The organism is Pseudomonas sp. GL_117 (assembly GCF_057835125.1).
Map to the genome: position 1 here is coordinate 1,096,769 of NZ_CM174418.1, position 22,073 is coordinate 1,118,841.

Here is a 22,073-nt window from a genome sequence, read left to right on the forward strand (position 1 = left end):
TTCGGGTAAGCGCAAACTGTTTTTGCCGTCACACTCATCGATGCGTCAAATTAACGCAGGCGAGCGGTACGATACAGAGTGTAACAAGATAATGACTGTTGCCCAAATCGCAACAGTGTGGTGGGCGGGGTTGCATCCTCAGTGCGGGTGGTGCAGCCGGTCAAAATGGTACGCCTCGGTGTTTCAGGGCGACCGCGGTGCTTGGATTGAGGGCGGCTTAGTCCCCCGGCGCGGGACAACCCCGCTCACTACAAGGGCAGCGTGATGCCGAAGGTGTTGCCGTTGGCGTCGCTTCGTACAAAGACGTCGCCGCCGTGCATCAGCGCAATCGCCTTGACGATGGCCAGCCCCAGGCCATGATTGGCGCCACTGTTGCTGCGCGAGGCGTCCACCCGGTAGAAGCGCTCGAACAAGCGTGGCAAGTGCTCGCTGGCAATCACCTCGCCGGGGTTGGTCACGCCGATTGCTACTTGATCCGCCTGGACCTCGATCTTCACGTCGATGACCTGCCCTGGCGCGGTGTGTTGCACGGCGTTGCTCAGCAGGTTGATCAGTGCGCGGCGCAGGTGGGCTTTTTCGATGTGGACCGTGGCATCGCCGCTGACCCGCACGCTGACCTGGGCGTCTTCGAGGATGAAATCCAGATAGTCGAGAGTGGTTGCCACTTCATCGGCCAGGGCGCTTTCGATCAGCTTGGTGGCCTTGCTGCCCTGGTCGGCGCTGGCGAGGAAGAGCATGTCGTTGATGATCGAACGCAGACGTTCCAATTCTTCGAGGTTCGATTGCAGCACTTCGAAGTAGTGTTCCGCCGAACGCCCGCGCGTCAGGGCGACCTGGGTCTGGCCGATCAGGTTGGTCAGCGGTGAGCGCAACTCGTGGGCGACGTCGGCGTTGAACGATTCCAGGCGCGAGTAGGCGTGTTCCACGCGGTCGAGGGTGGAGTTAAACGAGTTGACGAACTGGCTCAGCTCCGGCGGCAGCGGCGACAACCGCAGGCGCCCGGATAATTTCGGTGGCGCAAGTTTCTGCGCCTCATCCGACAGCTTGCCCAGCGGCTTGAGCCCGATGCGCGATACCCAAAAGCCCAGCAACGCGGCGAGGACCACGCCGGCAAACGCCAGGCTGATCAGCGCCACCAGCAAATGGTGCTGGGTCGCGTGAAAATTCTGCGTGTCGATGGCGATCATGAAGCGCAGCGGCGGGCGCTGATCCTTGGCCGGGAACTGGCTCACCAGGGCCTTGAACGGATGCTGGTGGCCCGGCAGATGCAAATCGCGCTTGCCGGTGTGCCCGTTGGCAAAGGCACGGATCTGTGGGTCGGGGTTGCCGTATTCGTAGGATGGGTCGCCGCTCACTACCCAGAAGTGGATACGTTTGTCCTCTTCACTGAGCAGCTTGAGCTTGGCGGTGATTTTTGCCCAATGTTCGGGCGTGCCAAAGCGACCCACCGACGATTCAAGCACGCTGTAGCGCGCGTCCAACTCGGCTTCGGGCAACAAGCCCAGGCTGCGGTCCACCTGCTGGTACAGCGCGCCGCCGATCAACACGAAGATCAGCAGCGCCACCAGGGTGAACATGCCGCTCAGGCGCAGGGCGATGGAATTAGCCGACACTGCGGCTCTCCAGCACATAACCCATACCACGAATGGTGTGCAGCAGTTTTTCTTCAAACGGTCCGTCGAGCTTGGCGCGCAGGCGTTTGATCGCGACCTCCACCACGTTGGCGTCACTGTCGAAGTTGATGTCCCAGACCATCTCTGCAATCGCGGTCTTGGACAGGATCTCGCCCTGGCGACGCGCCAGCACACTGAGCAGCGAGAACTCCTTGGCGGTCAGGTCCAGGCGCTGGCCGTTGCGACTGGCCTTGCGGCTGATCAGGTCGATCCACAGGTCGGCGACGGTCACCTGCACCGGCTCATGCCCGCCGCTGCGGCGGGTCAGGGCTTGCAGGCGCGCCACCAGTTCAAGGAACGAAAACGGCTTGCCCAGGTAATCATCCGCGCCTTCACGCAGGCCGCGAATGCGGTCTTCCACGCGCTCGCGGGCAGTGAGCATGATCACCGGCGTCTGTTTGCGTGCGCGCAAGGCCCGCAGCACGCCGAAACCGTCCAGGCCTGGCAGCATCACATCCAGCACAATGATCGCGTAGTCGTTCTCCAGCGCCAGGTGCAAACCCTCGACGCCTTCGCGAGCCACGTCGACGGTGTAGCCTTGTTCCGTCAGGCCGCGGTGCAGGTAGTCCGCGGTTTTTTCTTCATCTTCAATAATCAGGACGCGCATGAGCCTTTCGTTCCAGGACGGGGCCTAGGCCTTAATGTGTGGTCACCGGCGCAAGCGCTGGTTTGGGCCTGTGGAAAAACTTTTCGAGGTACAAGTATATGACCGGCGTGGTGAACAGCGTCAGCGCCTGGCTGACCAGCAGGCCGCCGACCACCGAGATGCCCAGCGGCTGGCGCAGTTCGGCACCGGCGCCGTAGCCGAGCATCAGCGGCAGGGCGCCGAGCAGGGCGGCCAGGGAGGTCATGATGATCGGACGGAACCGGGTGATACAGGCTTCGAAGATCGCATCATGGGCTGACAAGCCGCGTGTGCGTTGCGCCTCCAGGGCGAAGTCGATCAGCAGGATGCCATTCTTCTTGACGATGCCGATCAACAGCACCAGGCCGATCAGCGCCATGATCGAAAAGTCCTGCCCCAGCAGCCACAGCATCACCAGTGCCCCGAGGCCCGCCGAGGGCAGGGTCGAGATGATGGTCAGCGGATGCACAAAGCTCTCATACAGCACGCCGAGAATGATGTAGACCGCCACCAGTGCGGCGAGGATCAGCCAGGGTTGGCTGGCCAGGGAACTCTGGAACGCCTGGGCCGCACCCTGGAAGTTGCCGATGATCGAGGCCGGCATGCCGATCTCGTTTTTCGCCTGGTCGAGCAGGATCACCGCATCACCCAGCGCCACGCCGGGCGCCAGGTTGAACGACAGGTTGGCGGCCGGGAACATGCCGTCATGGCTGATGGACAGCGGCCCGATCGTGGGCGCGTCAACCGTGGCCAGCGCCGACAGCGGCACCATTTCATTGGTCAGCGGCGAGCGCAGGTAGAAGTAATTCAGGCTTTCGGCCTTGCCGCGCTGTTGGGTGTCGAGTTCCAGCACCACTTGGTACTGGTTGATTTCGGTCTGGAACTCATTGACCTGGCGCTGGCCGAACGCGTCGTACAGCGCCTGGTCGACGTCGGTGGCCGTGAGGCCGAAGCGTGCGGCGGCGCGGCGATCGATGGTGATGTGGGTGATGCTGCCGCCCAGTTGCAGGTCATTGGAGATGTCGCGAAATTGTGGGATCGCGCGCAGTTTTTCGGTGAGCCGCTGGGTCCAGGTGTTCAGCAGCGCACCGTCGTTGCTCTTGAGCACGTATTGATACTGGCTGCGGCTGGGGCCGGAACTGAGGTTGATGTCTTGCCCGGCGCGCAGGTACAGGACGATCCCCGGCACCTTGGCCAGCTTGGGCCGGATACGGTCGATAAACTGGCTGGCGGACACGTCGCGGTCGCCGCGATCCACCAGGGAAATCCAGAAGCGTCCGTTGGCGATGGTCTGGTTGCTGCCGGTCACGCCGACAGAGTGGGAAAACGCGCGCACGGCCGGGTCGGCCTGCATGATTTCGGCCAGTGCCTTGTGCTTGGCGACCATGTCCGGGTAGGACACATCCGCCGCTGCCTCGCTTGTGCCGAGGATGAAACCGGTGTCTTGCACCGGGAAGAAACCCTTGGGGATAAATACGTAGCCGACCACGGCCAGGCCCAGGGTCAGCAGGAAGATACCGGCCATGGTGCGTTGATGGGCCAGGGCGCGACGCAGGTATTTTTCGTATCCGGCCAGCAGCCGCTCGCCAAAGCCGGGGTTGTCATGGCCGCGGTGGCTCGGCGCTTTCATGAACAGGGCCGCGAGGGTCGGGGCCAGTGTCAACGATACCACCACGGAGATCAGGATGGTGGACGTAGCAGTCAAGGCAAACTCCTTGAACAGCCGGCCGACCACGCCGCCCATGAACAGCAGCGGAATAAACGCCGCCACCAGCGACACACTGATGGACACCACGGTAAAGCCGATTTCACTGGCGCCCTTGATCGCCGCCTCGCGTTTGTCCAGCCCGGTTTCGAGGTGGCGATGGATGTTCTCCACCACCACGATCGCATCGTCCACCACAAACCCCACGGCCACCACGATCGCCACCAGGGTCAGGTTGTTCAGGCTGAAACCCATCACGTACATCAGGGCAAAACTGGCGATCAACGACACGCCCAGCACGCTCGACACAATCAGGGTGGCCGACCACTGGCGCAGGAAAATCGCCATCACCCCGACCACCAGCAACACGGCGATCAGCAGGGTCATTTCCACTTCATGCAACGACGCACGGATGGTGGTGGTCCGGTCCATCAGCACGCTGACCTGCACCGCGGCAGGCAGCATCGCTTCCAGGCGCGGCAGTTCGGCCTGGATACGCTCGACGGTCTCGACAATGTTGGCGCCGGGTTGGCGGGTGATCACCAGGTTGACGCCGGGGGTGTCCCCAGCCCAGGCCTGGACGTAAGCGTTTTCCGAACCGTTGACCACTTTGGCGACATCGCGCAGTTGCACGGGGGCGCCGTTCTTGTAGGAAATGATCAGGTCACCGTATTCATCCGGGTGAAACAACTGGTCGTTGGTCGCCAGGGTCGACACGCTGTGCTTGCCGTACAGCGCTCCCTTGGCCAGGTTCAGGCTCGATTGCTGGATGGCCAGGCGTACGTCGGCCAAGGTCAGGCCGATGGCGGCGAGCCGGTCGGGCGAGGCCTGCACACGGATCGCCGGGCGTTGCTGGCCGGTGATGTTGATCTGGCCGACACCGTCGATCTGGCTGATTTGCCGGGCAAGCAGGGTCTCCACCAAGTCGCTCAGTTCGGTGCCGGGCATGTCATGGGAACTGACACTGAGGATCAGCACCGGGCTGTCCGCCGGGTTGACCTTGCGCCAGGTCGGCAGGCTCGGCATGTCGCCGGGCAGTTTGCCGGCGGCGGTGTTGATCGCCGCCTGTACTTCCTGCGCCGCAGTGTCGATGCTTTTGTCGAGGGTGAACTGCAGGGTCAGCAGGCTTGAGCCCAAGGCGCTGCTGGAGGTCATCTGGGTCATGCCGGGGATGGCGCTGAATTGCACCTCCAGTGGCGTGGCCACCGACGAGGCCATGGTGTCGGGGCTCGCGCCGGGTAATTGGGCGCTGACCTGAATCGTCGGAAACTCCGCTTCCGGCAGTGGGGCGATGGGTAATTTGGGGAAGGCAATCAGCCCAAGCAGCACCAGGGCAAAGGTCAGCAACAGGGTGGCGACCGGGCGGTCGATGCACCAGGCCGAAACCGAGCCCCGCGACGTCATGGCAGCACCTGGGCGTCAGCGGTCTGGATCACTTGGGGCGGCTCCTTGAGGATCTCGACCTGGGCGCCGGCCTTGAGCCGCGACTGGCCATCGCTGACCAACACGTCGCCGGCCTGGATGCCCTTGAGGATATTGCGCTCGCTGTCCTGATACACCACCTGCACCGGCACGGTCTCGACCTTGTCGCCTTTGACGCGGTACACGAAATGCGAGTCCAGGCCACGCTGCACCACGGTCGGGGGGACGGCGAGGGCATTGCGGTCGAGGGCAGTCTGGATCTTGATCGTCACCAACTGGCCGGGCCACAGCTTCTGCGCGGTGTTGGCGAACTCGGCTTTGGCGCGCAGGGTGCCAGTGGTGCTGTTGATCTGATTGTCGATCAAGCTCAGTCGGCCCTGGCCCAGCAGGTCACTGTCCCGGCCTTCGGTATCGGCGCCCTGGTAAGCGTCGACCTTGGCAGGGTGGTCGGCGGCAATCAGCCCCTGCAGGGTCGGCAGCATTTGCTGCGGCAGGGAGAACTCGACGGCAATCGGATCGATCTGCGTCACCGAGAACAAGCCTTGGGTGTCGCTCATGCGCAGGAAGTTGCCTTCGTCCACCGTGCGAATCCCCACGCGACCTGTGACCGGCGAGCGAATCTGGGTGTAGGAAAGCTGTACCTGGGCCGCGTCAATGGCCGCCTGGTTGCCTTGCACCGTGGCTTTCAGTTGGTTGACCAGCGCCTGTTGCTGGTCGTAGGTCTGCCGGGAGATGCCGTCGTCGACGCTCAGTTCCTTGTAGCGCTTGAGGTTGACCAGGGCGACTTGCAGTTGCGCCTGGCTCTGTCCCAGCTGGGCCCTGGCCTGGTCGAGACTGGCGCGGATCGAGCGGTCGTCGAGGCTCGCCAGCAGGTCCCCGGCCTTGACCAGTTGTCCTTCCTTGACCAGCAGCCGGGTGAGGATGCCGTCGATTTGCGGGCGGATCACCACGCTGTGCAACGACAGCACCGAACCGATGCCACTGACGTAGCGCGGCAGGTCCTGTTCCACCACGTGGATGACGCGTACCGGCACGGCGGTCGAAGCCACCAATTTGCTCTTGGCTGGCCGTGTGAAGACCCATGTCGCAATGGCTACTACCACGAGGACGCCAACGATCAAGGCGGTTTTGCGTTGAATGTGCATGCTGTCAGGTGCCGGGACGAGAGGTGGAAAAAGGATGGGTATTTATAGCTTGTGAACCCGGTCAGCAAGGTGACCGCTTTCTGACGGCGCTGTCAGTTACATGCTGACCATTCGTACGACAGTGGTAAAAGATCACGGGCCCGCAGGTATACTGCGCGCCAGTGTGGCCTGCAAGCCGGCCCCGCATCATTATCTGCATGCCCCGGAGCTTTCATGAATTCCCCGACACAATCCCCTGTTGAAGCGGCCGACCTCGTCGATTCGGCCAACGCCGAAGGCGTTGAAAAAGCCGAGATTCCGGCGTTCAAGTTTCCCTTCAAACCGGGTGAGCTGGCCGGGGCGAAGAATGCCGCCCAACCTTGGTATAAAAACGGTGCCAAGAACGGTCACACCAAATCGCCTGGCATGGCGCCACCGGGCACCCGTCGCTCCATGGGTAAACGCTGAGAGTAGAGGGTCACATGCTGTAGTGGTAAATGCCTACAGCCTCAGTCGATATTTCTGCTTGTAGGCACAGGTCCTTTTTTTGAAAGCTCTCGCGACACCTGCACGGCCTCTTCACGGGGTTGGATGAGGATGAAGCTGGTTTTTCTAGAAAAGGACGTCCCTGTGGCCCTGACACACCTGCGTGTTTCCCTCGCCCTATTGATGTTGTCCGGGGGCTTCACTATCGCAATAGCCGATGACCTGCCACGGCGCGAAATCCGCTTCGCCGTCGCCGCGCAGTTTCCGCCGTTCCAAAGCCGTGATCAGCACGGCCGCCTGGTGGGTTTGAACATCGAGTTGGGCAATGCGTTGTGTGAGCAGCTCAACGCACGTTGCATCTGGGTCGATCAGATCCTCGTCGAGAGCTTCGCAGCCCTTGAAGCCCGGCAATTCGACGCGATCATGGGCATGGCGCCGACTGCTCAGCGGCGCAAGCGGGTAAATTTCACCGATGATCTCTATCCCTTTACCACCCGCCTGGTAGCGCGCAAAACCTCGGGCTTGCTGCCGAACCTGCGCTCGCTCAAAGGCAAGCGCGTCGGGGTCTTGCTGAGGAGCAATCGCGAAGCCTTCGCCCTGTCGAAATGGGCGCCGGCGGGCGTCATCATCAAGAGTTTCTGGCTCAATGAAGAGCTCGTGCGCAGCCTGGTGGCTGGCGATATAGATGCAACCTTGCAAGGCCCCATAGAGATCCGCGAGCTGCTGCTCGACACGGCAGACGGCCAGGATTTCGATTTCCTCGGCCCTGCCATCTCGGCGCAATCATTGGGTGACGGTGTGGCGATTGCACTGCGCAAGCCTGATACGGCGCTGCGCAATGAGCTGAATCGGGCCCTTGAGCAGTTGATGCACAACGGCGAATACCAGCGGATCACCCAGCCCTATCAGCTGGACGTCCCCCGGCACGCCGTGATGGCAAACTAATTGCGCGGAACATGAGCTGGATCAGTATTTGCCCCCTTGGTGCGCTTAGAGTCGACGGCCCTGCCGACTCTTCAACCATTACGAGCGCGCTTATCCATGAAGATCAACCTGCCGGTCACCGGTCGAAATGTGGACTTTGCCCCTGACGCGAATATCCTTTCGACCACCGACTTGACCAGTGTGATTACCTACGCCAACAAGGACTTTATCGACGTCAGTGGTTACAGCCGTGAGGAGTTGCTCGGCGCGCCGCACCATCTGTTGCGTCACCCGGACATGCCGGCCGCGGCGTTTGCGCACATGTGGCAAACCTTGAAGGCGGGACGCTCATGGATGGGCATGGTGAAAAACCGTTGCAAGAACGGCGATCACTATTGGGTCAGCGCCTATGCCTCGCCGGTCACGCGTGATGGCGTGACGGTGGAGTATCAGTCGGTGCGCACCAAGCCGGATGCGCGCCGCGTCGCAGCGGCGGAACGTGCCTACGCCCAATTGCGCGCGGGCAAGCGGCCGCTGCTGCCCACGTTCGGCATGGGCCTGAAGTTATCGTTGTGGGTGGTCGGCACCGGCGGCCTGACCTGGGCGTTGGGACTGGGCCTGGCGGACTACGCGCTGGTTTGGCAACTGCTGGCGCTGGTGCTCGGTGGCGCTGTGGGCGCGGCGGGGGTCAACGCGATCCTGCGGCCCCTGGCGCAGTTGAATCAACGCGCGCGTGCAATCGCCGACAACCCCTTGAGCCAGGCGATCTACACCGGACGCACGGATGAGTGCGGGACGATCGAATTTGCCCTGCACATGCTCGAAGCCCAAGTGGGCGCAGTGGTCGGGCGCATCGGTGATGCATCGTGGCGCTTGTCCGGGCATGCCGCGCAGTTGGTCGAGCAGTTGGACAGCAGTCATGCCAGCAGCCTCGGCCAGCAGACCCAGACCGATCAGGTGGCGGCGGCGATCCACCAGATGACCGCCAGTGTGGCCGCGGTGGCCAACCATGCGGTCGCGGCGTCCAAGGCGGCCGACCAGGCCGGCAACGAAACCCGTGAAGGCCATCTGCGGGTGGATGAAAGCCGCGATGCGGTGTTGCGCCTGTCCCAGGAACTGACCCGCGCCACTGAGGTGATCCACCAACTGGAAAGTCACAGCGGTGAAATCAGCAGCGTGCTGGAGGTGATCCGCACCATTGCCGAACAAACCAACCTGCTGGCACTGAATGCCGCCATCGAAGCGGCGCGGGCCGGCGAGCAGGGCCGTGGTTTTGCCGTGGTTGCCGATGAAGTACGCGGCCTGGCGCAACGCACCCAGCAATCGACCAACGAAATCCAGCGCATGATCAGCACCCTGCAAGGCGGCGCGCGGGACGCGGTGCAGGCCATGGCGCAGAGCAGCGAACATGTCGACGCCAGCGTCGTGCAGGCACAACGGGCGGCGGCCGCGTTGGATGGCATCAGCCAGCGCGTGAGCCAGATCACCGGCATGAGCCAGCAGATCGCGGCGGCGGTGGAGGAGCAAAGTGCGGTGAGCGAAGACATCAATCGCAATATTGTCGGTATTCGCAATGCAGGGGAGGCCACCGTCTGCGCGGGGCAGCGCAGCCAGCGCAGTTCCGGGGATGTGGCAGCGTTGGCGGAGGACTTGCGGCAGTTGGCGCGGGAGTTCTGGGGCAAGCGACATTAGTGGGATCTGGAGTGAGTGTGCTGCCGCCTTCGCAGCCTCGCTAAAGCTCGACATCTCCCACAGGGGATGGGCAGTGCCTGGGCGATCATCCAGCCGAGCACTGACAGCCCAGCAACCCCAATCACCTGTGGGAGCGGGCTTGCCCGCGAAAGCGGCAGTTCAGCCAACTCCTCTACCAGCAGTGCCACCGCCTTCGCAGCCTCGCTAGGGCTCGACAGCTCCCACAGGGGATGGGCAGTGCCTGGGGATCTGCAGCCGAGCACTGACAGCCCGCCAACACCGATCACCTGTGGGAGCGGGCTTGCCCGCGAAAGCGGTGGTTCAGCCAACACCTCTATCAACAGTGCCACCGCCTTCGCAGCCTCGCTAGGGCTCGACAGCTCCCACAGGGGATGGCCAGTGTCTGGGGATCTGCAGCCGAGCACTGACAGCCCGCCAACACCGATCACCTGTGGGAGCGGGCTTGCCCGCGAAAGCGGTGGTTCAGCCAACACCTCTATCAACAGTGCCACCGCCTTCGCAGCCTCGCTAGGGCTCGACATCTCCCACAGGGGATGGGCAGTGCCTGGGGATCTGCAGCCGAGCACTGACAGTCCGCCAACACCGATCACCTGTGGGAGCGGGCTTGCCCGCGAAGTGGCCGGTACTGCCTACGCCGCCCTCAACGAAATAAACGCATAGTTGGCCGGCACCTCGGTAGCAATCTGCGCCCCCGCATCCAACAGTTGCTCGGCAATGTCCATCCCGGACACATGAAACACCCACTCATTGGCCACGGCCGGCCGTTGCGTCGCCAATTCAAGCGCCTGGGCAAACGCGCCCATGTCCGGCAGGTACGCGGTAAACCCATCGCCCTTGAGCGCCGTGGTGCGCAGGCCGAGCAAGGCGCACACGGCTTCTTTGGTCTGGACGTCATCGCGGTCGGCCTGGCGCGAGCGCTGGATCAAGGCGGCCAACTGCGGGTCCGCCAGTTCGCCACCGACGATCAGCGCCGGGCCTTGTTCCCAGGATTCCGGTGGGCAGTCCTTGGCCGCGGGGTTCAACGGGATGTGCGGGTTGATCTCCATCGGATAGATCCGACACACCAACGGCCGCCGCTCATAGATGCGGCACAGGTTGTCTGCGTCAAGATTCCGGCAACGCCCGGCGTTGTAGGCGGCAAAGGTGATGGCCAGCAACGCCTCGGTGTTGCCGCAGGGCACCACCACCGAACGGCGTTCGGCATGCTCGCGTTGCTGGACGGGCAAGCCCAGGCCGCTGGCGAGAAAACCTTCCACCAGCACGATGACCTGGCCGCCGTCCGCCGCCCACATGCGGGCTTCGTCGAGGGTCAGGGGGACGTGGTGGTCGCTGCAGCATTTGCCGCAACCGACGCAGGAAAAATGAGTGTTCATGGCAGATCTGTCACCAGGCTAGGTCAGAGGGCACACTTGAGCGGTGACGGGTTTTACCTCTATCCACCGCTCAGCCTGTCTGGAAGCAAGTTGTGCGCCAGTGCCTGTCAGTCTGCTGCGACGACATCGCGTAGGACGAATCTCATTTCAGCGCTTTCATAGAGCTTGCGTGCGCGCAGGTTGCTCTCCAGCACCTTGAGATCCACGTAGGGTTCGCCGCGTTGCTTGAACACCTGGAAGCAGTGCAGTAACAACGCACGGCCCAGTCCCTGGCCCTGGGCGCAGGGGTGTATGGCGAGATTCTTGATAAACGCGCTGGTCCAGCATTGCGCCACGCCGAGAATACCGTCGGCGTTGCTGGCTACCAGGCACAGCGTCGGGTCGAATTCGGCGTCGGTGACAAACTGGTGTCGCCATTCATCCAGGCCGGGTACGCGGCCACCGCCCTGGTCCTGGGTCATGCGCAACACTGCATGAATCGCCGGGGCCAGCGCGTCGCGGTAGTGATCCAACTGCGTACCCGCCGGCCATTGCGGCGCGGGCAGGCTGGCGGTGAGGTCGCGGCGCAGCAGCTGGAAATACTCGCTCACCGCTTACAGGCCTTTTTGCGCCACAGTCTGGGCGGCGATCACCAGGCACTTGGTCAGTTCCGGCGAAGAAAACTTGGTCAGCACCGAATCGGCCCCGGCCAGGCGGGCTTTTTCGCTGTTCATCGCGCTGTCCAGGGAGGTGTGCAACAGCACGTAGAGGTCTTTGAAATCCGGGGTTTCGCGCAGGGTGCGGGTGAGGGCGTAACCGTCCATTTCGGACATCTCGATGTCCGATACCACCACATTGATCTGCTCGGCCGTGCCTTGCAGCTCCAGCAGCACATCGATGGCCTCCTTGGCACTGCGCGCGGTGTGACAGGTCAGGCCGAGGTTACGCAGGGTGTGTACCGATTGCTGCAGGGCGACCTGGCTGTCATCCACCACCAAGATGCGGGCGTTGCCCAGCACTTCGGCTTCTTCCATGGTCAGGTCGGTCGGCGCTGCTTCAACCGGCGCCGGGGCGATGCCGTGGATGACTTTTTCAATATCCAGCACTTGTACCAAGCCGCCTTCGACCTGGGTGACCCCGGTGATAAACGCGCGGTTGCCGCCGGAGCCGTAGGGCGGCGGACGGATATCGGTGGTCAGGCAGTGCACGATCTTGCTCACCGCCTGTACATGCAGGCCCTGCTTGGAACGGCTGACGTCAGTGACGATCAGGCAGCCGCCGTCCGGGTCTTGCAGGGGCATTTCGCCGAGGGCGCGGCTCAGGTCGATCACCGACAGCGAGGCTCCGCGCAGGATGGCGATGCCTTTGACGTGGGGGTGGGACTCCGGCAGCTTGGTCAGCGGCGGGCAGGGAATGATTTCGCTGACTTTCAGCAGGTTGATCGCCATCAGCTTGCCGCTACGTAAGGTAAAGAGCAGAAGCGAGAGTGAGTCTGCGCGGGCTTTGGTGGTGGACATAAAAACCTTCTGAGGATCAGGGATGACGATCTATACCGAGTTATCGACTTGAGGACGCCAGGCTTTAACCGGGTTTTGTATCGGGCGGCTTTCTGGGGGAGCAGGCAAGCCAACTCTCCCCAGAAGCACCCGCCCACCGTAGTGAGAGGTCAGCCTTTCCACACTTGCGGGTTCACCAGATCCTGCGGACGCTGGCCCAGTAGGGCACTGCGCAAGTTTTCCAACGCACGATTGGCCATGGCTTCGCGGGTTTCATCTGTCGCCGAGCCGATATGCGGCAAAGTCACTGCATTGCTCAGCTGGAACAGCGGCGATTGCGCCAGGGGCTCCTGCTCATACACATCCAGCCCCGCCCCACGAATCCGCTGGGTTTGCAGCGCTTCGATCAGTGCCGGTTCGTCCACCACCGGGCCACGGGAGATGTTGATCAGGATCGCGCTGGATTTCATCAAGCCCAGCTCGCGGGTGCTGATCAGGTGACGGGTCTTGTCGCTCAACGGCACCACCAGGCAGACGAAATCCGCTTCGGCCAGCAACTGGTCAAGGCTGCGGAACTGTGCGCCCAGCGTTTGTTCCAGCTCGGTCTTGCGGCTGTTGCCGCTGTACAGGATCGGCATGTTGAACCCCAGGTACCCGCGACGGGCCACGGCCGCGCCGATATTGCCCATGCCGACGATGCCCAGGGTCTTGCCGTGCACATCGCAACCGAACAACGCTGCGCCGACGCTGGCTTTCCACTGACCGGCCTTGGTCCAGGCGTCCAGCTCGGCGACGCGGCGCGCACTGCTCATCAGCAGGGCGAAGGCCAGGTCGGCGGTGCTTTCGGTGAGCACGTCAGGGGTGTTGGTGAGCATGATCCCGCGTTCATTGAAGTAGGGCACATCGTAGTTGTCGTAGCCCACCGAGACGCTGGAGACCACTTCCAGCTTGCCGGCGCCTTCGAGCTGCGCGCGGCCCAGCTTGCGACCCACGCCGATCAAACCGTGGGCATGGGGCAGGGCTTCGTTGAACTGCGCGTTGATGTCACCCAGTTTGGGATTGGGCGCGATCACCTCGAAATCCTGTTGCAGGCGTTCGATCATTGGCGGGGTGATACGGCTGAAGGCGAGGACGGTCTTTTTCATTGCAGGCGGGCTCATCGACTACGGAAGAATGCCAAGCAAGCTAACATTCCTCGTCTGTGTTGTCAGGACACCACTCAATCAACGTGTACACCGTTCAACCTGTGGGAGCGGGCTTGCCCGCGAATGCGGTGGATCAGCCAGCAAATCTGTATCTGACACACCGCCTTCGCGGGCAAGCCCGCTCCCACATTTGATCTCTGCGGTTCGAACTACCTCAGTTCGCCAAACGAGCGCCGCCCAACCCCCCACTCGAACCAGGGTGCCATTACGCAAACCCTCGATGGCCGCGTACACCGGCAGCAGGCCGACGCCCATGCAACGTGTACACCGTTCAACCTGTGGGAGCGGGCTTGCCCGCGAATGCGGTGGATCAGCCAGCAAGTCTGTATCTGACACACCGCCTTCGCGGGCAAGCCCGCTCCCACATTTGATTTCTGCGGTTCGAACTACCTCAGTTCGCCAAACGAGCGCCGCCCAAATCCCCACTCGAACCAGGGTGCCATTACGCAAACCCTCGATGGCCGCGTACACCGGCAGCAGGCCGACGCCCATGCAACGTGTACACAATTCAACCTGTGGGAGCGGGCTTGCCCGCGAATGCGGTGGATCAGCCAGCAAATCTGTATCTGACACAGCGCCTTCGCGGGCAAGCCCGCTCCCACATTTGATCTCTGCGGTTCGAACTACCTCAGTTCGCCAAACGAGCGCCGCCCAAACCCCCACCCGAACCAGGGTGCCATTACGCAAACCCTCGATGGCCGCGTACACCGGCAGCAGGCCGACGACCATGCAACGTGTACACAATTCAACCTGTGGGAGCGGGCTTGCCCGCGAATGCGGTGGATCAGCCAGCAAGTCTGTATCTGACACACCGCCTTCGCGGGCAAGCCCGCTCCCACATTTGATTTCTGCGGTTCGAACTACCTCAGTTCGCCAAACGAGCGCCGCCCAAACCCCCACTCGAACCAGGGTGCCATTACGCAAACCCTCGATGGCCACGTACACCGGCAGCAGGCCGACGCCCATGCAACGTGTACACCGTTCAACCTGTGGGAGCGGGCTTGCCCGCGAATGCGGTGGATCAGCCAGCAAATCTGTATCTGACACACCGCCTTCGCGGGCAAGCCCGCTCCCACTTTTGATTTCTGCGGTTCGAACTACCTCAGTTCGCCAAACGAGCGCCGCCCAAACCCCCACTCAACTCATACGCCGCCAACTCCGCCTGATGCGCCGCCAGGATTTCCGGCAACGACCCGCGCAGGTATTCCACCCAGGTCTTGATCTTCGCATCCAGGTACTGGCGCGACGGGTAGATGGCGTACAGGTTCAGCTCCTGGGAGCGGTAGGTCGGCATCACCCGAACCAGGGTGCCATTACGCAAACCCTCGATGGCCGCGTACACCGGCAGCAGGCCGACGCCCATGCCGCTGGTGATCGCGGTCTTCATCGCGTCGGCCGAGTTGACCAGGAACGGCGAGGTGTTGATCGCCACGCTTTCCTGGCCTTCGGGGCCGTTGAAGGTCCATTTGTCCAGCTGGATCACCGGGCTGACCAGGCGCAGGCAGGCGTGGTTGAGCAAATCATGGGGGCGTTGCGCGCAACCCTTGGCCTTGACGTAATCCGGCGAGGCACAGGCGATGCTGTAGGTGATGCCCAGGCGTTGGGACACGAAGCCCGAGTCCGGCAGCTCGCTGGCCAGCACGATGGACACGTCGTAACCCTCGTCGAGCAGGTCCGGCACGCGGTTGGCCAGGGTCAGGTCAAAGGTCACGTCCGGGTGGGTGCGGCGGTAGCGGGCGATTGCGTCGATGACGAAATGCTGGCCGATGCCGGTCATGGTGTGCACTTTCAATTGCCCGGCGGGGCGTGCGTGGGCGTCGCTGGCTTCGGCCTCGGCTTCTTCGACGTAGGCGAGGATCTGTTCGCAGCGCAGCAAATAGCGTTTGCCGGCTTCGGTCAGGGCGATGCGGCGGGTGGTGCGGTTGAGCAAGCGGGTTTGCAGATGGGCCTCAAGGTTCGAGACCGCGCGCGAAACGTTGGCCGTAGTGGTGTCCAGTTGCGCGGCGGCGGCGGTGAAGCTGCCAGCTTCGGCCACGCAACTGAACGCGCGCATGTTTTGCAAAGTGTCCATGGGGGGTTCTCAGGGGCGATGGTAAATTGTGACATGAAGTTGCGCGCAGGTGTGCATCCACTGGGTGCCGCCCGCCCCCAAGGCTCAGCGCAAGGTCCAGGCTGTGCTGACCCGTGCCTCATAGTGCGGCAGGTAGTCGAGCAGCATTTGCACCAGCGCTTCTTGCGCCAGGGCACGGTTTTCCTGGGTTGGCGTGCCTGAGGCAGTGGCCGTCAGCAACCTCAGGCTTTCAACGGCCTGGCGCAGAGCCGGGCTGATGCGTGCCAGCTCATCAAGTTCGGCGCCGAGCACGCTGCCGGTTTTTTGTTGGCCGATGCTGTCGAGCAACGTCTGGAACGCTTCGGCGTGCTGCTTCACGTACTGGTCCCAGGCGGGTCGCTCCGGCAGCAGGCGACGGGCGATGGGCAATACCTGGTCCAGCGAGTCGCTGCCCAATTGCTCGCTGCGCAATTGTTGCCGGGTGCGCAGGGACTGCAGATCGAACCCGGTGTAGTGGTTGACCACTGGCGGTAGCCGCAGGTCGTTAGCCTTGCTCAGCGTGTGGCGCGTGAGCAACACCACGGGTTGCCCGTGTTTGATTTTGACCAGCACCTGGGTGACCGCTCGTTTGGCCGGATCGAGCAGTGAGGCGCTGATCGACTGGACCAGTTGCTCCCAGTCAAACGTCTGCTGGCCAATGGCGCTAAGCCCGTTGCGCAAGGTTGTCTTGAGCACCTGGGCGCCTTGGAGCGGGGCGATGTCGATGCTCAGGTAATCGCCGCTCAAGTGCGGGTCGTCGAGTTTTCGATGGCTGACTTCGATGCTCACGCCTTTGCCGCCTTCGTCCTGGGCCGACGCCGTGGCGCTTACCGATCCGCTCAACACCTGGGCATGGCTCGCCAGTGTGTAGACCTTCACGGCATCCGGTCGGAGCAGTGCGCGGTGCTGCTGGATCACATCGAGTATCTGTCGGTCCAGGCCGGGGTCGACTGGCGCTTGAAGCTTCAGCCGCACGTAGCGCTCGAGCAATGCCTGGGCTTGCTGGGTGTGGTGCGCAGGCGTGGAAAGCTTTTGCATGAAGTGCCGGCTGCCCGACGCGGCCAGGCGCTTCATATCGTCGAGCAACCGCTCTGGCGTGTCGCCGTCGGGCGGCAACGGGGTCAGCTTGCGTGCGGCCATCGTCGCTGAGGTGTCGTACAGGCCGAGAATATCCAGTGCCTTGTGCGGGTAGGTGCGCCGCAGTGTCAGGTCCATTGCGCTGTTGAGCTTGAGGAAGCTGAAGACATCGACGGCGACGTCGCTGCGTGCACTGATGATGAAGCCTTTTTCCGTCTTGAGCGGCCCGGGAGTGTCGTACAGGCATGGCAGTTCGATGTCGGCCAAGCCGTTTTCGGCCAGTGCCTGCCTGACACCCGGCTGGCTCAGCGCCGAATAATCCCGCTGCCTTTGCAGCGTGCTGCCGGGAACGTCGGCGTAGTGCGCCAGGCTCGCGTACTCCTTGGAGGAAAAATAGCCAAGGCTGAGCTGGCTGCGCGACTGGCTCTGGCCCAGGTTCAGCGCAATGGATTTCAGCTTGCCCTGCAGGGCAATGACCCGCGAGCGCTCGACGCGCTGGTCACGGGTGATTTCCAGGTGTGAGTCGTTCGTCAGGCAAGGGCCTGCACTGAGCTGCCGGGAGGGTTCCAGCATGAAGTCATACCCGAGATGGTAGTGGCTCGAACGTTTGTCCCCGGCGCTGACATCGGCAAGCGAGCGCAGTCTGGCGGGGGCCTGGTGCGTATGCCGGGCTTCGCCGACGGCCGCGCGAAATTGCCATTTGAGCGCACGGCACAAGCTGTAGTCAGCCTCAATCTGTGGGTTGCCGCGGCTACGGTGGCGTTCAAGCAGGTGTTCGGCCTGTTTGAAAAAGGCGTAGAAGCCTGGGAGTTCGTCGGCCGAGACTTCCAGCTGCGGTTCGCTGTGGGTCAGCGTCTGGTGCAGTGCCCTGATCGGTTGTAGCTCCTGGGAACTGCCTGCGTAGGACTGCAGCTTTTCCAGCAGCGTGTCTGCGATCCAACGCACATCGCGTTGCACCGGCAGCATCCCCGGACGCAACGGCTCAGGGCGCAGATGTAACTGCCTGCGCAAGCCTTCGGCGGTGTCGTGTGCCGGCGGCAGTGGGGTAAACGTGCTGAGGGCTGAAAGCATGGGCGGCTCCAAGCGTGCTTAGGTGCCTCATTCTGTTGCTCGCTTGCCCCCTACGATGTAGGTCAAATGCCCGGATTATCGCTAGAACGGTAACAAAGATTCACAGGAATACCCGCTTATCGTCCTCCAGGCCGCCGCCTAGAATTGCGCTACCTACCCCGCAACACCACCTCAGGAATACGCTTGCCGTGCCGCGTCGCATCAGCAGAGAGCCGAAGACTCTCATTAACAGAGGGCTGAAGGCTCTCAGTGTTTGCGCCTTATCGTTAGCAATCAGCGGCTGCATCGGAACCGGAGGAATTGCCCCCCAAGGCCAGGCCCTCAGCGCCAATACCCTGGCCACCGACGAAGCGATCCAGAGTGCCATCCGGGATGCCCATTGGCCCGCCAGCCAGTGGTGGCAGGCCTATGGCGACCCGCAACTGAACCGTTGGGTCGAACTCGCCACGCAAAACAGCCCAAGCCTGGCCATGGCCGCCGCCCGTGTGCGTGAAGCGCGCGCCATGGCCGGGATTGCCGAGTCGGCCGAGTCGCTGCAGATCAACGGCAACACCAGCCTCAAGCGCCATAACTGGCCGAAAGACCAGTTCTACGGCCCTGGCGAGCTGAGCGGCGCCAACACCTGGGACAACAACGCGTCCCTGGGCCTGAGCTACGCCCTCGACTTGTGGGGCCGCGAAAGCAACACCACCGAGCGCGCCGTCGACCTGGCGCACATGAGCGCCGCCGAGGAGCGCCAGGCCAGGCTCGAATTGCAGAACAACGTGGTGCGCGCCTATATCCAGTTGTCGTTGCATTACGCCAACCGCGACATCGTTGCCGCGACATTGGCCCAGCAACAGCAGATCCTCGACCTGGCCAATAAACGCCTGGACGCCGGGATCGGCACGCACTTGGATGTCAGCCAGGCCGAAACCCCGTTGCCGGAAACCCATCGCCAACTGGACGCCCTGGACGAAGAAATCGCCCTGAGTCGCAACCAGATCGCGGCACTGGCCGGCAAAGGGCCGGGGGAGGGCGCGCAATTGCAGCGTCCGAGCCTGGCGTTGGCCGCGCCGCTGAAACTGCCATCAAGCCTGCCCGCTCAATTGCTCGGCCAGCGCCCGGACGTGGTTGCCAGCCGCTGGCAGGTCGCGGCCCAGGCCCGTGGCATCGATGTGGCTCACGCCGGGTTCTATCCCAACGTCGACCTGGTCGGCAGCCTTGGCTACATGGCCACCGGCGGCGGCATGCTGGAGTTTCTGGCCGGCAAGAAATTCAACTACAACGTGGGGCCGGCGATCACCTTGCCGATCTTCGACGGCGGGCGATTGCGCGCCGAACTGGGCGAAGCCAGTGCCGGGTATGACGTGGCCGTGGCCAAGTACAACCAGACCCTGGTCAATGCGCTCAAGGGCATCAGTGACCAGTTGATCCGCCGCGAATCCATGGACAAGCAATCGGCCTTCGCTGCGCAATCGGTGGCTTCGGCGCAGAAAACCTACGACATCGCGATGATCGCCTATCAGCGCGGCCTCACCGATTACCTCAATGTGCTCAACGCGCAGACGTTGTTGTTCCACCAGCAGCAGATCGAGCAACAGGTCCAGGCCGCACGCCTGAGCGCCCATGCCGAACTGGTCACCGCCCTGGGCGGCGGTCTGGGTGCTGGCGACGACGTACCACCAGACGCCAAGACCCTTCCGAGCAAGACCCCGGCGGCACTCGCCGTGTTTGATCACTGAGTAGGATTTGATGACTCCCTTGCCTGCACCGCTGCGCTGGCTGCACTCCCTTGAGTGGCGCCGCGGTTTTTTCGACTGGGCGCGCAGCGACGGCGTGACCTGGGTGTATATCTTCAAGGTGCTGATCGCCGCGTTTCTCACGCTGTGGCTGGCCATGCGCCTGGAACTGCCGCAACCGCGCACCGCGATGATCACCGTTTTTATCGTGATGCAACCGCAAAGCGGCCAGGTGTTCGCCAAGAGTTTCTACCGCTTCCTCGGCACCCTGGCGGGGTCGGCGGTGATGGTGTTGTTGATCGCCTTGTTCGCGCAGAACACCGAACTGTTCCTCGGCGCATTGGCGATCTGGGTCGGCGTGTGCACGGCTGGGGCGACCCGCAACCGTAACTTTCGCGCCTATGGTTTTGTCCTTGCGGGTTACACCGCGGCGATGGTCGGCTTGCCCGCCCTGGCCCATCCAGACGGCGCCTTCATGGCGGCGGTGTGGCGCGTGCTGGAAATCTCCCTGGGGATTTTGTGCTCCACCCTGGTCAGCGCCGCGATCCTGCCGCAAACCTCCAGCGCCGCCATGCGCAACGCGCTTTACCAGCGTTTCGGCGTGTTCGCGCTGTTCGTCACTGACGGCCTGCGCGGGCGCAGCCAGCGCGAAGGGTTCGAGGCCAGCAACGTGCGCTTTATCGCCGAAGCCGTGGGCCTGGAAGGGCTGCGCAGCCTCACGGTGTTTGAAGACCCGCACATGCGCAGGCGCAACGGGCGGCTCAGTCGCCTGAACAGCGAATTCATGAGCATCACCACGCGCTTCAACGCCTTGCACCAGTTGCTCGAACGGCTGCGCACCGATGCGGCCGATCATGTGGTGGCGGCCATCAAGCCGGGCCTGCATGACCTGGCCGAACTGCTCGACGGCTTCTCCGGGCGCGCCCTCACCAGCCCCGACGCCGCGCGCCTGGTGGTGCAACTCAGCGCCTACAAGGACGGCCTGCCCGCCAAGGTGCGCAGCCTGCGCGCAACTTTCCAGGAAGGTGACCCCACCGACGCCGAGCAACTGGATTTCCACACCGCCTACGAGCTGCTGTACCGCTTCGTCGACGACCTGCACAACTACGCGCAAACCCACGCCTCCCTGGCCGACCACAGCCACGCCCGCGAAGACTGGGACGAACCCTACACGCCGAAAACCAACTGGCTGGCCTGCGCCGCCTCGGGGATCCGGGCGTCATTCATCCTCATCGTGCTCGGCAGCTATTGGGTGGCCACCGCCTGGCCCAGCGGCGCGACCATGACCCTGATCGCCGCCGCCACCGTCGGCCTGTCCGCCGCCACACCGAACCCCAAGCGCATGGCATTCCAGATGGCCTGCGGCACCTTGATCGGCGCGCTGGTGGGCTTTGTCGAAATGTTCTTCGTGTTCCCCTGGATCGACGGCTTCCCGCTGTTGTGCGTGATGCTAGCGCCGGTGATCATCCTTGGCGCGTTCCTCGCTTCGCGGCCGCAATACGCCGGGGTGGGCGTGGGGCTGCTGATCTTCTTCAGCACCGGCTCGGTGCCGGACAACCTCACGGTCTACAACCCCTACACCTTTATCAACGACTACATCGCCATGATCATCGGCATGTTGGTGTGTGCCGCCGCCGGGGCGATCATCCTGCCGCCCAACAGCCGCTGGTTGTGGCGCCGCCTGGAGCAGGACCTGCGCGAGCAGGTGGTGTATGCGATCAGCGGCAAGCTCAAGGGCCTGGCGTCGAGTTTTGAAAGCCGCACCCGTGATTTGCTGCACCAGGCCTACGGCCTCGCCGTCGGCCAGCCGCAAGTGCAGCGCGACCTGTTGCGCTGGATGTTCGTGGTGCTGGAAGTCGGCCACGCGATCATCGAGTTGCGCAAGGAACAGGCGATTTTGCCGGTGCATCCGGCGTACGCCGAATCCCAACCGTGGCGCCAGGCGATCCGCGTGATGGGGCGCTCGCTGGTGCGGCTGTTCCTGCAACCCAGCGCGAGCAACCTGGAGCGCGGCCTGATTGCCGTCGACCACGCGATCAGCCGTGTGCAGGCCACCGACGAACCCTTCGCCCCGCACTTCGACACCTCGGCCCTGCGCCGGGTGAAAAGCTACCTGCACTTTATCCGCACCTCGCTGCTCGACCCGCAATCGCCCCTCGCTGCCCTTAAAGGAGCTGCGCATGCCCCGTGAAATCGCGTTCCACGGCATCTACATGCCGACCATGACCCTGATGTTCCTGATTGCAGCCGTGTTGGCCTGGGCCCTGGATCGCTTCCTGGCCGGCTTCGACCTGTACCGGTTTTTCTGGCACCCGGCGCTGCTGCGCCTGAGCCTGTTCGTTTGCCTGTTCGGCGCCCTGGCGCTGACCGTCTACCGTTGAGAATGCCCC

16 protein-coding genes and 1 pseudogene are annotated in these 22,073 nt (G+C 63.1%); 7 read left to right on the top strand and 10 right to left on the bottom strand.

Annotated elements, in window-relative coordinates; genetic code table 11:
- Window positions 1-248: 248 nt before the first annotated feature.
- From AC3ISR_RS04825 to AC3ISR_RS04840, 4 genes are read right to left on the bottom strand one after another with little or no spacing between them, the layout of a single operon-like run.
- On the bottom strand, window positions 249-1,613 hold the full coding sequence (locus AC3ISR_RS04825) for a heavy metal sensor histidine kinase (protein ID WP_192297606.1): 1,365 nt from the start codon (window positions 1,611-1,613) through the stop codon (window positions 249-251).
- A complete protein-coding gene (locus AC3ISR_RS04830; protein ID WP_192297604.1) occupies window positions 1,603-2,280 on the bottom strand; it encodes a heavy metal response regulator transcription factor in 678 nt (225 codons plus the stop codon). Before AC3ISR_RS04830 ends, AC3ISR_RS04825 begins: the two co-directional genes overlap by 11 nt.
- Before the next feature lie 31 nt (window positions 2,281-2,311).
- The gene (locus AC3ISR_RS04835; RefSeq protein WP_463983248.1) at window positions 2,312-5,407 is read right to left on the bottom strand and encodes a multidrug efflux RND transporter permease subunit; all 3,096 of its coding nucleotides are present in this window, start codon (window positions 5,405-5,407) and stop codon (window positions 2,312-2,314) included.
- On the bottom strand, window positions 5,404-6,570 hold the full coding sequence (locus AC3ISR_RS04840; RefSeq protein ID WP_463983249.1) for an efflux RND transporter periplasmic adaptor subunit: 1,167 nt from the start codon (window positions 6,568-6,570) through the stop codon (window positions 5,404-5,406). The genes AC3ISR_RS04835 and AC3ISR_RS04840 overlap by 4 nt, the downstream gene beginning before the upstream one ends.
- 213 nt (window positions 6,571-6,783) lie before the next feature.
- Here AC3ISR_RS04840 and AC3ISR_RS04845 point away from each other — a divergent pair, with 213 nt between their 5' ends.
- The 4 genes and pseudogenes from AC3ISR_RS04845 (at window position 6,784) to AC3ISR_RS04860 (ending at window position 9,651) form a co-directional block, all read left to right on the top strand.
- Complete coding sequence (locus tag AC3ISR_RS04845) at window positions 6,784-7,017, top strand: hypothetical protein (RefSeq protein WP_192297600.1); 234 nt, start codon at window positions 6,784-6,786, stop codon at window positions 7,015-7,017.
- 162 nt (window positions 7,018-7,179) lie between these two features.
- Window positions 7,180-7,980, top strand: coding sequence for a transporter substrate-binding domain-containing protein (locus AC3ISR_RS04850; RefSeq protein ID WP_463983250.1), 801 nt, complete (start codon window positions 7,180-7,182; stop codon window positions 7,978-7,980).
- Window positions 7,981-8,076: 96 nt separating this feature from the next.
- A pseudogene (locus AC3ISR_RS04855) lies at window positions 8,077-8,358 on the top strand (PAS domain-containing protein); the annotation flags it as partial.
- Between the two features lie 219 nt (window positions 8,359-8,577).
- Window positions 8,578-9,651: a methyl-accepting chemotaxis protein gene (locus tag AC3ISR_RS04860; RefSeq protein WP_412547863.1), complete on the top strand. Its 1,074-nt coding sequence runs from the start codon at window positions 8,578-8,580 to the stop codon at window positions 9,649-9,651.
- 650 nt (window positions 9,652-10,301) lie between these two features.
- Here the strand turns inward: AC3ISR_RS04860 and AC3ISR_RS04865 are convergent.
- The 6 genes from AC3ISR_RS04865 to AC3ISR_RS04890 form a co-directional block, all read right to left on the bottom strand.
- Window positions 10,302-11,045, bottom strand: coding sequence for a YkgJ family cysteine cluster protein (locus AC3ISR_RS04865; RefSeq protein ID WP_463983251.1), 744 nt, complete (start codon window positions 11,043-11,045; stop codon window positions 10,302-10,304).
- 107 nt (window positions 11,046-11,152) lie between these two features.
- On the bottom strand, window positions 11,153-11,635 hold the full coding sequence (locus AC3ISR_RS04870) for a GNAT family N-acetyltransferase (RefSeq protein ID WP_192297592.1): 483 nt from the start codon (window positions 11,633-11,635) through the stop codon (window positions 11,153-11,155).
- A 3-nt stretch (window positions 11,636-11,638) separates the two neighbouring features.
- Window positions 11,639-12,541 carry a chemotaxis protein CheV gene (locus AC3ISR_RS04875; RefSeq protein ID WP_192297590.1) on the bottom strand — a complete coding sequence of 301 codons (903 nt, stop codon included), beginning with the start codon at window positions 12,539-12,541 and terminating at the stop codon, window positions 11,639-11,641.
- Between the two features lie 149 nt (window positions 12,542-12,690).
- Window positions 12,691-13,665 carry a 2-hydroxyacid dehydrogenase gene (locus AC3ISR_RS04880; protein ID WP_463983252.1) on the bottom strand — a complete coding sequence of 325 codons (975 nt, stop codon included), beginning with the start codon at window positions 13,663-13,665 and terminating at the stop codon, window positions 12,691-12,693.
- A gap of 1,162 nt (window positions 13,666-14,827) precedes the next feature.
- On the bottom strand, window positions 14,828-15,796 hold the full coding sequence (locus tag AC3ISR_RS04885; protein ID WP_192297585.1) for a LysR family transcriptional regulator: 969 nt from the start codon (window positions 15,794-15,796) through the stop codon (window positions 14,828-14,830).
- 84 nt (window positions 15,797-15,880) lie between these two features.
- Window positions 15,881-17,962: a hypothetical protein gene (locus tag AC3ISR_RS04890; protein ID WP_192297583.1), complete on the bottom strand. Its 2,082-nt coding sequence runs from the start codon at window positions 17,960-17,962 to the stop codon at window positions 15,881-15,883.
- Window positions 17,963-18,150: 188 nt separating this feature from the next.
- Here AC3ISR_RS04890 and AC3ISR_RS04895 point away from each other — a divergent pair, with 188 nt between their 5' ends.
- Genes AC3ISR_RS04895 through AC3ISR_RS04905 form a run of 3 tightly spaced genes read left to right on the top strand, consistent with a single transcriptional unit; the run spans window position 18,151 to window position 22,064 of the window.
- Window positions 18,151-19,686 carry an efflux transporter outer membrane subunit gene (locus AC3ISR_RS04895; RefSeq protein ID WP_192297581.1) on the top strand — a complete coding sequence of 512 codons (1,536 nt, stop codon included), beginning with the start codon at window positions 18,151-18,153 and terminating at the stop codon, window positions 19,684-19,686.
- 10 nt (window positions 19,687-19,696) lie between these two features.
- Window positions 19,697-21,874, top strand: a complete 2,178-nt coding sequence (locus AC3ISR_RS04900; protein WP_192297579.1) for an FUSC family protein — start codon at window positions 19,697-19,699, stop codon at window positions 21,872-21,874.
- Window positions 21,864-22,064, top strand: coding sequence for a DUF1656 domain-containing protein (locus AC3ISR_RS04905; protein ID WP_017738673.1), 201 nt, complete (start codon window positions 21,864-21,866; stop codon window positions 22,062-22,064). The genes AC3ISR_RS04900 and AC3ISR_RS04905 overlap by 11 nt, the downstream gene beginning before the upstream one ends.
- Window positions 22,065-22,073 lie beyond the last annotated feature (9 nt).